This is a genomic window from Halobacillus trueperi (assembly GCF_003386945.1).
GTDB classification, from domain to species: domain Bacteria; phylum Bacillota; class Bacilli; order Bacillales; family Halobacillaceae; genus Halobacillus; species Halobacillus aidingensis.
This window is the reverse complement of record NZ_QUAE01000029.1, coordinates 1-13566: the sequence shown is the minus strand read 5'-3', so window position 1 is coordinate 13566 and position 13566 is coordinate 1. Positions and strand designations below refer to the sequence as shown.

At 44.7% G+C, this 13566-nt stretch carries 13 protein-coding genes; 5 read left to right on the top strand and 8 right to left on the bottom strand.

The genetic code is table 11. The features are described from left to right. Positions 1 to 104: 104 nt before the first annotated feature. The 3 genes from DYE48_RS19450 to DYE48_RS19440 form a co-directional block, all read right to left on the bottom strand. Positions 105 to 497: a YppG family protein gene (locus DYE48_RS19450; RefSeq protein ID WP_115825008.1), complete on the bottom strand. Its 393-nt coding sequence runs from the start codon at positions 495 to 497 to the stop codon at positions 105 to 107. Between the two features lie 138 nt (positions 498 to 635). Continuing rightward, positions 636 to 917 carry a glutaredoxin family protein gene (locus DYE48_RS19445; RefSeq protein WP_089654548.1) on the bottom strand — a complete coding sequence of 94 codons (282 nt, stop codon included), beginning with the start codon at positions 915 to 917 and terminating at the stop codon, positions 636 to 638. 909 nt (positions 918 to 1826) lie between these two features. Then, positions 1827 to 2432 carry an SDR family oxidoreductase gene (locus DYE48_RS19440; protein WP_115825007.1) on the bottom strand — a complete coding sequence of 202 codons (606 nt, stop codon included), beginning with the start codon at positions 2430 to 2432 and terminating at the stop codon, positions 1827 to 1829. A 153-nt stretch (positions 2433 to 2585) separates the two neighbouring features. Here DYE48_RS19440 and DYE48_RS19435 point away from each other — a divergent pair, with 153 nt between their 5' ends. Next, positions 2586 to 3683, top strand: coding sequence for an SDR family oxidoreductase (locus DYE48_RS19435; protein ID WP_167449559.1), 1098 nt, complete (start codon positions 2586 to 2588; stop codon positions 3681 to 3683). An 85-nt stretch (positions 3684 to 3768) separates the two neighbouring features. Here DYE48_RS19435 and abc-f read toward each other — a convergent pair whose 3' ends face one another. The 5 genes from abc-f to DYE48_RS19415 form a co-directional block, all read right to left on the bottom strand. Then, positions 3769 to 5631, bottom strand: a complete 1863-nt coding sequence (gene abc-f / locus DYE48_RS19430) for a ribosomal protection-like ABC-F family protein (RefSeq protein ID WP_115825005.1) — start codon at positions 5629 to 5631, stop codon at positions 3769 to 3771. Positions 5632 to 5738: 107 nt separating this feature from the next. Beyond that, a complete protein-coding gene (locus DYE48_RS21505) occupies positions 5739 to 5846 on the bottom strand; it encodes an RAxF-45 family protein (protein ID WP_279615135.1) in 108 nt (35 codons plus the stop codon). Between the two features lie 60 nt (positions 5847 to 5906). Next, on the bottom strand, positions 5907 to 6371 hold the full coding sequence (locus tag DYE48_RS19425; RefSeq protein ID WP_089654573.1) for a MarR family winged helix-turn-helix transcriptional regulator: 465 nt from the start codon (positions 6369 to 6371) through the stop codon (positions 5907 to 5909). A gap of 94 nt (positions 6372 to 6465) precedes the next feature. After that, a complete protein-coding gene (locus DYE48_RS19420) occupies positions 6466 to 7389 on the bottom strand; it encodes a YegS/Rv2252/BmrU family lipid kinase (protein ID WP_115825004.1) in 924 nt (307 codons plus the stop codon). Positions 7390 to 7420: 31 nt separating this feature from the next. Then, on the bottom strand, positions 7421 to 8500 hold the full coding sequence (locus DYE48_RS19415) for a hypothetical protein (protein WP_147299300.1): 1080 nt from the start codon (positions 8498 to 8500) through the stop codon (positions 7421 to 7423). A 189-nt stretch (positions 8501 to 8689) separates the two neighbouring features. Between DYE48_RS19415 and DYE48_RS19410 the strand changes: the two genes are divergently transcribed. From DYE48_RS19410 to DYE48_RS19395, 4 genes are all read left to right on the top strand, one after another. Continuing rightward, on the top strand, positions 8690 to 9142 hold the full coding sequence (locus DYE48_RS19410; protein ID WP_115825002.1) for a MarR family winged helix-turn-helix transcriptional regulator: 453 nt from the start codon (positions 8690 to 8692) through the stop codon (positions 9140 to 9142). Then, on the top strand, positions 9139 to 10521 hold the full coding sequence (locus DYE48_RS19405) for an MATE family efflux transporter (RefSeq protein ID WP_115825001.1): 1383 nt from the start codon (positions 9139 to 9141) through the stop codon (positions 10519 to 10521). Before DYE48_RS19410 ends, DYE48_RS19405 begins: the two co-directional genes overlap by 4 nt. A 678-nt stretch (positions 10522 to 11199) precedes the next feature. Next, positions 11200 to 11871 carry a hypothetical protein gene (locus tag DYE48_RS19400; RefSeq protein WP_089654539.1) on the top strand — a complete coding sequence of 224 codons (672 nt, stop codon included), beginning with the start codon at positions 11200 to 11202 and terminating at the stop codon, positions 11869 to 11871. A 23-nt stretch (positions 11872 to 11894) separates the two neighbouring features. Further along, positions 11895 to 13148 carry an efflux RND transporter periplasmic adaptor subunit gene (locus DYE48_RS19395; protein WP_115825000.1) on the top strand — a complete coding sequence of 418 codons (1254 nt, stop codon included), beginning with the start codon at positions 11895 to 11897 and terminating at the stop codon, positions 13146 to 13148. Positions 13149 to 13566: the final 418 nt, after the last annotated feature.

Here is a 13566-nt window from a genome sequence, read left to right as displayed (position 1 = left end):
GTTGGTTGGGAAGATAAGGGAACTAACCTTCTGCTCACAGCTACATGTTTCTCTACATTTTCTTATGCCTAAAGAAAATGCGCGCTAAATGAATAGCGCGCGGTTTACTTGATGCCTTTAACGAATGTCCCGATCCCTTTAACAATTGGACTGACATCCTTTACGGTCTTTACGACCTGACCGGTAGTCGACATCATTTTGTCGAAGTCAATCTGGCCATCTTCTTTTTGAAAATAACTCATGACGCCTTTGGACATATTGCCGACGTTGAATGAAGAATTCGGATTCGGATTCCCGGTCTCAGTATAACCTGTATAGTCATAACTATTCACATATGGATTTTGAAAACCATACATGGCTTGATTGTACGGGGTATAACCCCAGACGTTCCCCTGGTTATTGGACATTTGCTGGTAGTTCATCTGATCGTAAGGAAGACTGGAAGGATACCGATACCAGCCATTATTGTAATAATAGTAAGGATTATATGGGTACATGAATGTTCCACCTTTAACGTATGATACTTCAGCCTATGAAAAAGCACATGAAAAAGTGAAACGAAAGCGATGAATACCAGGCTTATTGATGCTTTTGGACAAAAAAAACAAGTGATGATCATCACTTGTCGAAACCATTTAGGAAAAATTCATGGAGTCAGTCCTAATGTACTGAGGATTTTCTTTTATTCTCAGTTTCTGTTTCATTTTACGTTCTTGATAACCGAGAATCTTTTCTCCATCTATAAATACAGCGGGTGTACCGTAAATTTTGTTTCTTTGTAGTTCTTTGAAATGGTCACGGTTCTCAGATACATTCCGCTCTTCATAATCAATTTCCCATTCTTCCAATGTTCCTAGTACCTTCTCACAATAATGACAGTTCCGACTTGTGTACACGATCACTTCCGGGTTACCCAAAGCTTCCCCTCCTTGTGTCTATTACAATTCTGTCTAGAAATTTTATACCCGTTTTCACATCAGCTAAACCTATTTTCTCATTATAATCCGCTCATTTTTTGTCACGGTTTTGTCATTTTCATCACATCCCTTTTACATTAACGCTCCCGTTTGTGGAAGACTCAGTTTCGAGACTTTTGTTGAGTGGATGGGGGCTGCGGGGAATGACTCGCTTTCCGCGGGAGCGCTAGGAGCACATACCGCGCATCCTTAAAGAAAGCCTTGCCTAGTTGAAATAATGAATGACAATTCCTGGCCATGGATACGGGGTCAGGGAAACGACGATTTGCGGTGTTTGGAATTAGTCAGTAGAAAAACACACACGCTCGTGTCTCCATTCGTTTTTCATGCGGACGTTTCCCAGACCCTGTTCCCACGCCTTATTCTTGCTGGATCTATGGTTAAAACGACTCTATAACAGCGTTGATTGACAGGTCTTCATTACAGAGCTCGCCAGGTTCCTGTTAGAGGGATTTCGAGAATCTCGTATGGTAAAGGGGCGGAGGGAAAAGGTGAGACTCCTACCTTAAGTGTGGAGGCGCCTCGATCAGCGGCGTATGGACTGGACTGAGCTGGCGGAGATAAAGGAAACACGAAGAACGGAGTGATTCGATGTTGACTTATCGTACAGAAGCGAGGGAAGTCTCACTAGCCGCTAGGCGCCGGAACCGGATATCTAAGAGGAAGTGCGTGGTAGATGAGACCCCGCAGAGCGTTAGCTCGAGGAGGCTCATCACTCGCCCACGGAAAGCGAACCTTTTCCCGGAGCCCCTAAACTCCCACAAAATTCTCGAAATCGAGTCTTCAACAATCCTGCCATATACTTAAACAAACGACTTAAAAAAGAAGGAGCGCGAGGCTCCTTCTTTTTTATAGTTCTTCAATCGGTGTGTCGCCGCTGATGAGGTCGTAGCTTTGGTGGATGGAATCTTCTACAGGGAGAAGATGAACAAGTGTGGCGGCAACATCTTCACGTGGGATCTCTCCTTGATCTGTACGTTCTTTCAACGTCACCTTCCCTGTGCCTGCATCGTTGGTCAGACCGCCGGGGCGGACGATGGTATAATCCAAGTCTGTACTTTTCAAGTATTCATCGGCGCGTCGTTTAGCGTAAAGATAAAATTTGAAATCGTCGGGCGCTTCTTCTGCGCGGTCTGCTCCGATTGAACTTAACATCATGTACCGCTTCACCCCATTGGCTTCCGCATGCTCCGCTGCCTTGATTGCTCCTTCCTGATCGACGACGATCGTCATGTCTGCGCCTGTATCAGGTCCGGATCCTGCCGCGAAGATGACGGCATCCATTCCTTTGAAAGCATGTTCAAAATCTCTCATCAGGTCTCCATGTATGGTTTCTACACCTTTTTCTTCGAATTGAGGAATCTGATCCTTCTTACGGACCATCGCATACGGGGTGTGTTCGGTTTCTACAAGTTTATCAACTATGTGTTTTCCTACTTTTCCATTGGCTCCTATAAAGAACTTTCATTTGATAACCTCCCAAAAAATCTGTGACTCGTTCTTGTTTTCCCCTCCTCCTTCACAATAAACAAGTGAATAGGCAAAAGAAGGAAGTTCAATGATCCATCACGAAAAGGTAATCAAACGGATTACGGAGGGGAAATGGTCATGTCCAACACGTATTTGTTTACTGGTTTTCCAGGATATTTAGCTTCAGCCTTAATTGAAGGTCTTTTTAGAAACAGGAATTCCATAGAGAAACTCTATCTCCTTCACCTTCCCTCTATGGAAAAAGAAGCGAAAAAGCAGATAGAGGCGTGGGAAACAGTCAATGGTGTGAATACTGGAAAAATCGAACTCGTCCCAGGGGACATTACTCAAAAAGGATTGGGACTCTCATCCGCAACATCTATGCAATTACTACAAGAGGTGACCCACGTTTTCCACCTTGCCGCTCTTTATGATTTGGCCGTCCCTCTCATGCCGGCATGGAAAGTCAACGTCCAAGGGACAAGAGAGGTGAATCGCTGGCTTTCCCAATGCCAGCATTTGGAACGTTATATTTATTTCAGCACCGCCTATGTTTCAGGAAAACGGGAAGGGACCGTTTACGAAAAGGACCTCGCTCATGGGAAAGGTTTTAAGAACCATTATGAATACACGAAACACGAAGCTGAAAATCTCGTTCACCGGATGTGCAAAGAAATCCCGACAACCATCATCCGCCCCGGGATCGTAGTCGGACATACAAAATCAGGAGTGACCGCCAAATTCGACGGACCTTATTTTATATTGAACTTAGTAGAAGCTTTAAGAAGTCTACCCGTTCTCCCTTTTTTCGGAAAAGGAACAGCACGTGTAAACCTTGTGCCCCAGGATTATGTCATTGAAGCGACAAACTACCTTGCCCATCATCCCGAAAGCAGCGGAAAGACGTACCACCTCACAGATCCCAATCCTTACACAGCCAAAGAAATCTACGAGCAGCTCAGTTATGTGTATGCGGACAAACACCCTCGTTTCACCTTGCCGCTGGGGCTTGCTAACCAATCATTGAAGCTTCGTCCTTTACGGAAAGTTTTAGGTATTCAAAGGGAAGCTCTTGATTACTTCCTTTGTAGTGCATACTATGACAACCATCAGGCAGAAATGGATCTCGCTGCCTCAGGCATCTTTTGTCCTGATTTTTTTTCGTATACCGGCGCCCTCGTCGACTATTACCGTGAGAAACGAGGCGATCCTTCTAAACATGTGTCCATCCTATAGATGGATACGAGGTCGTTCATGCCGGTCACCAAAAAGGGTAGGAAACTTTTGGTTTCCTACCCTTTTCCTAGTACTGGACAAACCATCACTGGGCTTCCATCCAATTTTCATAAAGAGATTCTAAGTCTTTTTCCAACTTATCTTTGTGCTGTTGGAGTTTCATTAACTCATCTACATTGTCACCGTTCTGCATCTGTTGATCGATGGTTGAAATCTCCCCCTCGAGACAAGCGATTTCCTTTTCCCAATCGATGATCGGTTCTTCTTTGATGTGGTTTTCTGGATTTCCTGTTTTTTCACGTTTTACGAGCTTCTCTTCTTCACGCGCTTCTAAAAGGGCGTGCCAATGTTTCTTCGTTTCTTCATACGTACCGATATACCTGTGAAGTTTTCCATCCACAAGAAAAGCGGTGTGAGTGAAACACTGGTCCAGGAAGTGCCGATCGTGGGAAACCCCGATAATCGTTCCTTTGAATTGATTGAGCGCTTCTTCAAGAACTTCTTGTGACTCCACATCAAGGTGGTTGGTCGGTTCATCCAGGACCAGCACCTGAATATCCTGGTGCATGAAGATCGCAAGCTTCAAACGCATCTGCTCCCCTCCGCTTAGGTGGCGGATTTTACGGAAGACGTCATATCCATAAAACATGAAGCCCGCAAGCCTGTGCTGTGCTTCCCCTTCGGTCACCCGGATGTGATCCCTGAAGTGGTCGATCATCCGCTGGTCGCGATCGGCTTCCTGCAGAGGGTTTTGCGGAAGATAGCCTACTTTGATGGACGGCGCCTGTTTGATCGTCCCTGCGCTTGGTGTTTCTTTTTCCAATAAAATTCTCAAGAATGTGGATTTCCCGCTTCCATTGGCTCCGACAATCGCGATCCGGTCCTGATAACGGACGTGAAGGTCGACACCATCCAAAATCGTTTCGCTGCCGTATTGCTTCTTCAGCGATTCAATGGTGAATACGTCTTTCCCTGTCCGACCATCCGATTCAAGAGAAAGATTCATTTTTTTCGGATCGATCACCGGCTTATCGATCTTCTCCATCCGTTCTAACGCTTTTTCCATGCTTTTCGCTTTTTTGAAAAGCTTAGGATTCGGTGGAGTGGCTTCATTCGCCCATTGCCTCAACCTTCTTATGGCCTCTTTCATCTTTTTAATCTTCTTCTGTTGTTCTTCATACTGATGAAATTCTGCAAGCAATTTTTCTTCTTTTGGTTTCTCAAAAGCGGTGTAGTTGCCTTTGTACGTATCAATTTCACCGGATTCCAAATCCATAATGTCTGTGACGATGTGATCAAGGAATGCGCGGTCATGGGAGATGACACAAATGGTCCCGTCGTAGGCTTGCAAATACGCTTCCAGCCATTCGATCGCTTGTAGATCCAAATGGTTTGTCGGTTCATCAAGCAAAAGCACGTCGGGGTCTTCCAGCAACAACTTGGCAAGACCAAGTTTCGTTTTCTCCCCTCCGCTCAAACTTGAAAATGGCTGATTCAGCAAATGAGCGATATTCAATCCGTTCGCCACTTGTTTGATGGAGGCATCCATTTCGTATCCACCACGCTGAGTGAAACGCTCCTGTATTTCCCCGTAAGCGGCAATGGCATTCTCCATTTTTTCAGGATCTGTCATATCCTCTTCTAATTCTTTCATCTGTTCAGCCAAAGAAACGAGTTCAGTAAAGGCAAGCTGCAAGTATGCTCTACCCGTTCCCGCCCAATCCGCTGGAATCTGTTTCAAATAACCGATGGTCGCCCCTTTTTGAATGAAAAGGTCACCGCCATCCAACGATTCCTCTTTGGTCATGATTCTGAAAAGGGTGGATTTTCCGCTGCCATTACGACCGACAAGCCCGACACGCTGACCGGGTTTGATTTCCATATCCAAAGCTTCGAACAATACTTCCCCACCGACAATTTTATATAAATTCTTTAATGTAATGATCATTTCAAATTCCTCCTAAAGACTTTTTGAAAACACAAAAAAAGCCAGAGGTCCCGTTACCTCTGACTTGGATCTGTGAATAATCAGGTATGAGACGCTACATTGCTTCACTATTCAGATGCCATTTTGGACATACGTGTCCCGTTGACAGCTGAATCGTGAATAATTGCACGGCGTACATAGTTGATTTGATAGTCAAGCACGTGCATCTGTAACATCTTCATACCCTCCTTTGTCTTTAGAATTACTCTCATTATATCGGATCGTCAGAAAATTGGCTACTCTTTTTTGGAATCTGCGGACTTCCCAAGCTTCTTCAATAGTTCGATGGCATCCTTTTTCTCTTCATCCGTCAGCCCATCCATGATCGATTCAATCTCTTTCCAATGATCGGGGAAGATGCCGTTCAACAGGTCCCGCCCTTTTTCCGTAATGGACGCATAAGTGATCCGTCGGTCGTTTGGACAAGGCACACGTTTCAAGTATTCCTTTTTCTCAAGCTTGTCCACCACATAAGTGATACTGCCGCTTGCGAGCAGGATTTTCTCTCCGATCTTCTGCAGTGGCTGATCTCCCTGGTGATACAGAAGCTCAAGCACTCCGAATTCTGTCGGGTTCAATTCATATCGTTGGATATCATCCTTCACTAAATCTGCGATGGTACGCTGAGCTTTTGTCAATACGACAAACAGCTTCAACGAAGGATCTTGTTTTTTCTTGCGGTACAGTTCTTGTTCGTTCATCACGTTCGCCCATCCTTTACAAAAGATAAAGATAGTATAAGTTTAACAAATTCCAACTGTCAAACCACCCCTTTTCCGCAAATTCACGGTTTCCTTAAAGGTTGTCCATATTATGCAACGCGTTCGGTCCTCCACTTAAGAAGGTAAAATGATCCGGAAGCACCTCCAATTTTTCCGGTGTCTTCCCTTTGATTTCCCCATCCATGTCAACATCCTGCTTAAATTCAACATCGATGTTCACCTTCTCTCCTTGATAGTGGGAAAGCTCCTGGAATTCACTCTGATCGGTTTGCGGTCGTCCCATAGTCATGAGTTCCCTGAATAATGTCAGATTGGAATTCTTCACAACCAGAACGTCAAACTTCCCATCCTGCAAGTCGATCGTCGGGACAGGAATGCGCCTCGTCCCTATGAATTGTCCATTCATGACAAGAATCATCACCGCCTCCCCATCCACCTCTTCATCATCCACGGTCAGTTTGAAACGAAAAGGCGTTGCCTGATTCATCGTTTTCAGTGCGCTCATGAAATAGCTGAGTACACCGAACCGATTCTTTTGATTTTCGTCAATGTTAAAGGAGGTTTGTGTCACAAGACCGATGCCCCAGAAGTTGATAAAATAATCGTCCTCCGTCTTCCCTGCATCCACAGAGACCTCTTCCCCTTCGATGATGGAGACAGCTGCTTGATTAAGCCGCTGAGGTGTATCCAAAACCCGGCTGAAATCGTTACACGTTCCTCCTGGAAGCACACCGATCACCGGACGATTTTCCATCGGTGCGAGACAGTTGACGACTTCATGCAAGGTTCCATCTCCTCCAAAGACGAAAAAAACTTCAACCTCGGGCCCGTAATGCCGACAATTTTCATATAAATCGTCCAAAGACAACGTTTGGATGACCTTTAACTCCTTCACCGCTCTACTCAAAACCGGCAATACTTGTGAAAGAGCCGTTTCTAACTCTGCTTCGTCCTTTTTTCCATTATATATAAAGATTCCACTTTGATAACGAGGCATAGAATCCCTTCCTTCCTCTTATCATAATTGACTAAATGCCTTTCTTTGAAACCAGTCGTATTTCATTTAATGTTTGTAAAAACCTTTCTGGTTCATCGACAGTCAGGAATATTTTCATTACTTTACGTTTGAAACCAAATACACGATACCCCTCCACCGCTTCGCTCAACTGTATTTCGAACTGTGGAGGCATCTTTTCAAATCCAGCAAGCATCAAAGGGAATGAATCACGTTCCTCAGGCAAGGCCTCCCCTTCATACCGACGAATATCCGCCACTTTTTCTAATGGGACCGTCATGTGGAAACGAAGACCTTTTTGAAAATGAAGATGGTTATTCTGAATGACGACAGGACTTTTACGAATTGCCTGATAGTCGGCAATTAGGAAAACGAGCGCATAAAAATCAAGGAAGGTCGCAATCCATGCGATCGTGTGGCTGTACTGCATGAGCATGACGTGGACAGCAATGATTTCAATGAGCATCGCATGAACAAGCATGAGAAAAACACCGAAGTATTCACTATTTTTGTGATAGCTGAAGGTATGTTCACCAGCAGGCTCATCATCCAGATGTGGGAAAAAAACATAGCGGATGGCGGAAGCATCTGTGGCTATCACTCCCATCAGCCGTGCCAGCTTAGGATAGCCTCCAAACGTCTGATGGTTCACTATGGAAATTCTTGAAAGTAAATGTGGAAGTGTGTTTTTTGAAGCTTTGAAGTTATTTCTCCACGTCTTCAGATTCTTAATGAAAATAACAAGAAGGAAAAGTTCTAAGAGGATGAAACCTGCCTCAACGAGGATAATGGATACGTTCATGTATTGCAGATGTTCTTTAGCATATGCAGGAACAATCCAGTGGACGAACCCTGCTCCTAAAAGCCAGAGAGGAGCAAGCAATGACAATGTTGGCTTTCTCCGGAGGACAAATAAGAAAAGAACGACCGGGAGAACGATCATGACATCAAAGACGGTCGCCAACACAAGAATCGGTGGAACTTGGCCCGTCACTTCCATTTTCTGAATAAAAAAGTTTGAAAGCAGTAAGGCAGCAATGAAAAGCACGCCTCCGTAAAACGATTTCGGATGTGTTTTTACTATTTGAACCATAACGAACCACCCCTTCTTTTCCTTTATTTTACTATAAAGCAGCAGATGTGATTGAGCTTTGATGGTAAAAAGTTCATGTAACAGATAAAAGTTCATAAGTCTGCCATAGCTCCCCTTATGTGAAACACTTTCGTTTACTTCTAATCGAAGTCGTATTATACTATAATTTGTTTAGGGGGCTAAGTAAATATGAAACAAAACATAGATCAAAACTTAGGTTACAACATCAATATGGTCGCGCATTTTTTACAAAATATATATAACCAGCAATTAGGAGAGTACGGATTGACCCACTCACAGGCGAAAGTCATCTACTTCCTGGCCAAAGCGGGCGAGCAATCCCAAACGGACCTGCAAAAGCAGTTGCACATTAAAGCCTCATCGATGAACGGCTTGATTGAAACACTCTTAAAGCATGAACGTATCATGAAAAGGTCCTGCCAAAAAGACAAACGGACAAAGCTTGTGAAGCTAACGGATAAAGGACTAGAGTTGCATGCAACCATCCTTAAGATCATCGAGGATATTGAAGAAGAAGCGACTCAGGGACTGTCAAAAGAAGAACAGCAAGTCATGGTGTCCTGGTTGAAAAAGATGCAAGACAACTTAAAACCTAAAACCTCAAGGAGCGAAGCTAAATGAAACAACAAAGTCAGCGGTTAGGGACCGAACCCATCCCGAAATTGTTAACGAATTTATCAGTTCCCGCTATGATCGGCATGTTCGTCATGGCCCTTTACAATGTCGTTGACACGCTGTTCATCGCGCGAGGTGTCGGGATTTTAGGCGTTTCCGGTGTCAGTATCGGCTTCCCCGTGATGATGATTATCATGGCCATTGCCGCAGCCGTCGGTATTGGTGGTGCCTCCGTCATCTCAAGACGTTTAGGAGAAAATAAACAGGAAGAAGCCAACCAAGTTTTCGGAAACATCCTTTTTACGATCGTTGTCGTCTCAAGCTTCGGCTTCATCGGTGCCTTCACCTTTCTTGAGCCTTTGCTGAAACTGTTCGGAGCAACGGACAACATTATGCCTTATGCAACGGACTATTTGTTCCCGATCATGCTTGGATCTTTCTTCTTCTCTTTCGCCTTTACGACGAACAGTATCATCCGTTCAGAAGGAAACTCCAAGTTTGCGATGATGACGATGATCATCCCGGCTGTTTTGAACATGATCCTGGACCCTATCTTCATTTTCGGTTTGGATATGGGTGTGCAGGGTGCTTCCGTTGCCACCGTCATATCCCAGGCGACCGTAACGATCGTCGTCTTGAATTACTTCTTAAAAGGAAAATCATCACTCACGGTCAAAGCTTCCTACTTGAAACCGCAGTGGTCTGTCATCCGTGAAGTGTTAACCATTGGTATGCCGGCTTTCATTCGACAAGTATCTGGAAGCGGGATGATGATCGCCATCAACCTGATGCTCATTAAATTCGGCGGTGAATTCGAAGTCGGCGTCTTCGGAATCGTCCAGAAGCTTGCGATGTTCACCATCATGCCGATGATCGGCGTCCTTCAAGGCATGCAGCCCATCATTGGCTATAATTACGGAGCCAAAAATTACGACCGCCTAAAAGAAACGGTCATGCTCGGTATGAAAGTTGTTACGATCATCTCCGCAGGCATTTTCATCTTAATGATGGCCTTCCCTGAAGGTTTGATGAACATCTTCACAGGAGATGAAGCGACCATTGAAACAGGAGCGTATGCCATCCGCATCATGTTCGCTCTTGCCATTCTGATTGGCGCCCAGGTTGTCAGTGGCGGCCTTTATCAAGCATTGGGAATGGCAAAGCCAGCGCTTATCTTGTCTATGGCGCGTCAAGTCCTATTCTTAATTCCGCTTGTATTGATTTTGCCGAACTTCTTCGGAGTGACAGGCGTGTGGCTCGCCTTCCCTCTTTCTGATCTGTTCGCTTTCATTCTATCCATGATCTTCCTTTATAAAGATCGATCGCTATTTTTTAAAGCGAAGAATCAAGACCCGCCCTATCAGGCAGCGCCTTCTCAAGGCTAAATGAAACGCACGGTGCATCCCGCACCGTGCTTTATTTTTAGCTCTGTAAACGGTGGCGTTAATGATTAATTATTAAAGAATATGGCATTATTATTGAAGACTCGATTTCGAGACTTTTGTTGAGTGGATGAGGGCTGCGGGGAATGAGTCGCTTTCCGTGGGAGCGCGGTGAGCCTCCCCATTCCCTTCCGTCCCTTTACCGTGTGAGGCTCTCGAAACCACTCTCGGAATCACTGCTTGTATGCTCAAGAGAAGGAGATATTTGAAACTCCTTCCATTGGTCATTCCGAGCGTGAAAGATTGATTTGGAGCGCTTTATGCGTGATCCTGCGTTGGGGTGGAAGACGCCCCATCTTGGTATAGGGGTTCGTTTCTCACCTACATCGAATGAGGTGCTTGGGAAGCTGCGAGACTCCCGCGGGAATGGCTTGCCGTCATCCCCGCAGGAAAGCGAGTAGCTTCCCAGCCAGCCCTGATGCTCAACCAGGCAATGAACCCCAGAAACCGGAAACATCTCGAAACTGAGTCTTCCACAATCGAGAGCTTATATGAAAAACAACAATGGAATTTATCCACCTAACTTTTTCCAAGTAGTTTATGAGGTAATTATAGCAACAACTGACAATTTCCGTTAGAATAAGACAGAGAGTTTTATTTCTATATTAAAGGATGGAACGCATGACATACTCGATTCATTTAATAAAGCTATTTACAAGCCGGGAAGACCATTTGTTCAAACTGAACGAAGCGGAACGGCTCAAAAACGTTTGGAATCTATTATTCTTTTTATTAGGTTTGACGATTCTTACATATGTCTGGACAGCGTGGCTTGGTCTCGGTACGGATGCGATTTCTGCCAACATGTCTGACCTGAACAGAGTCGAATATGAAATGAGGAAAGCCTGGTTCTTAATTGGACGCGCTGGTTTCGCCATCCTTTTATTCTTGTTCACGCTTTTCATTTCATCTTTCTTTTTCTGGTTGTTCAACAACGTGTCTTATAAAAAACTCTTTATTCTGCAAATGAATGTATTGCTGATCATGCTGATCGAACGGATCACCTGGATTCCGCTAATGGTTTATGCAGGTATTGATTGGTACGTCTCTCCCTTTTCTTTCGGAGTGATCGCCTCTTATTTCACTAGCATTGATTGGGTCATTTACTTATGCGGAGCCATCTCCATCTTCCAACTTTTCATCATTTGGTACCAGGTGAAGTGTATCTCCTGGCTTTCTAAGACGAAAATTGGCTGGATCTGGATCGGTGTTGTTTTTTGGCACATGTTGTTATGGGCAGGTACGGCCGCCCTATCTAAATTCGATTTGTATCTCCTTTATTTACTCAGATAAGAAAGCAGCAGGTGTAAAGATCTATGAAAAAAATCAATGTTAAAGGCAGAATCCTCGGAATCTTGATTGTCGCCTTCGTTACGACCAATGCTTTCCTCATCTTCCTTGATGAAGGAGAACAAGTGGATCGCAAGTCTTACATCAATGAATGGTCCAAGACAATCACCTATGATTTATTTGAAAAAATGGATACAAAAGCTGTGTTCACGTCAGAAGAAACAGAGCCTGTCTATTTCAATGAAGATGTTGGATCGTTCAATGAGTTCCTTGTTGAAGAAGGAGACACCGTCAGTGAGGGTGATGACCTCTACACGTACGATGTCTTGAACTATTATCAGGAGGAATCCCGTCTTGAGTCTGAAGTCAGCCGATTAGAGGAAGAAATTGACGCGATTGAAGATTTAATAGACGAGATTGAGAGCTATCGCGTACCTGACCCTCCCGACACAAACGATAACTCAAGTCTGTTCAACAATAATTCCGATACAAGTGACGCTACTCCCCCTTCCTACGTAGAAACCGAGTACATGAAAGAAGAGAAGATTGCCGAACAAGAAGCAGAACTCGCAAAACAAGAAGCCATGCTCGAAATGGTGGAAAACCAACTGGACCAGCTTCAGGACGAAGGTGATCGAATCACCGTTACAAGCGCTTTTTCAGGAACGGTCAGCGAAATTTCTGAAGACCTCGAAGCCCCTCTTCTTACATTGGAATCTACGAACCTAGTATTAGAAGGAACCATACCTGAACAAGAACGGAAGGAAATCGAAGAAGAAATGGTCGTCGAAATCCATGTTCCCGAATTGGAATATGAAACGACAGGTACATTGACGTCTGTGGACGATTACCCAGAAGAAGTCGAGGTCCATCGCTCAAGCCGCTATCCTTTCAAAGTTTCCCTGGAAAACCCTTCAGAAGAATTGCTGGCTGGTTATCATGCGGATCTGAAAATCATTACAGATGATGCTTTAGGTGTAGTCACTGCTGTTGAAAAGGCGTTAGAGACTGAAGAAAACCTTTATGCATGGGTGATGAATGAGGAAGGAATTCTAGAGCGCCGTGACATTGAAACAGGAATTGAAGAACAAGGCCTCGTGGAGATCATATCAGGTCTTGAAGATGGTGAATGGCTCGCGGTAGAGCCGAAAGATGAATTCAGAAATGAAGCGATCTTCTTCACACCACTACATACCGATGATCTCAGAGTACGCCAGATGTTCAAGATGGAACGTCAGTCCATCCTGACTTATGGTTTACTAGGCATCCTATCTAGATAACTCTAAAGAAAAACCGGCTGTCCCCCAGACAGCCGGTTTTTCTTTGTTCACCCAACAAATATCCTTTTAAGATTTATTAAAGAATATGGCAGGATTGTTGAAGACTCGATTTCAAGATGTTTCGGTGTTCGTTTGCCGTGTTGAGCGTCAGGGGTGGCTGGGAAGCAACTCGTCTAGCTCCATCGCCCAGAAACTCGCGTCATAAGCAGAACAGCAACGGAATGAAAAAACACATTCCTTTGCTGTTCTGCTTATGCCAGTCGTTTCTACCAGGGCGATTCCGCATTTGAACACTTTCCTGTGGGGGAGCGCCGAGCTTCCTCGGACTGCGTCCTGCGGGATCTCGCCTATCTCCTTCTCCCACGGGAGTCTCGCAGCTTCCCAACCACCCCCTACCATGAAAGTGAGAAACGAACCC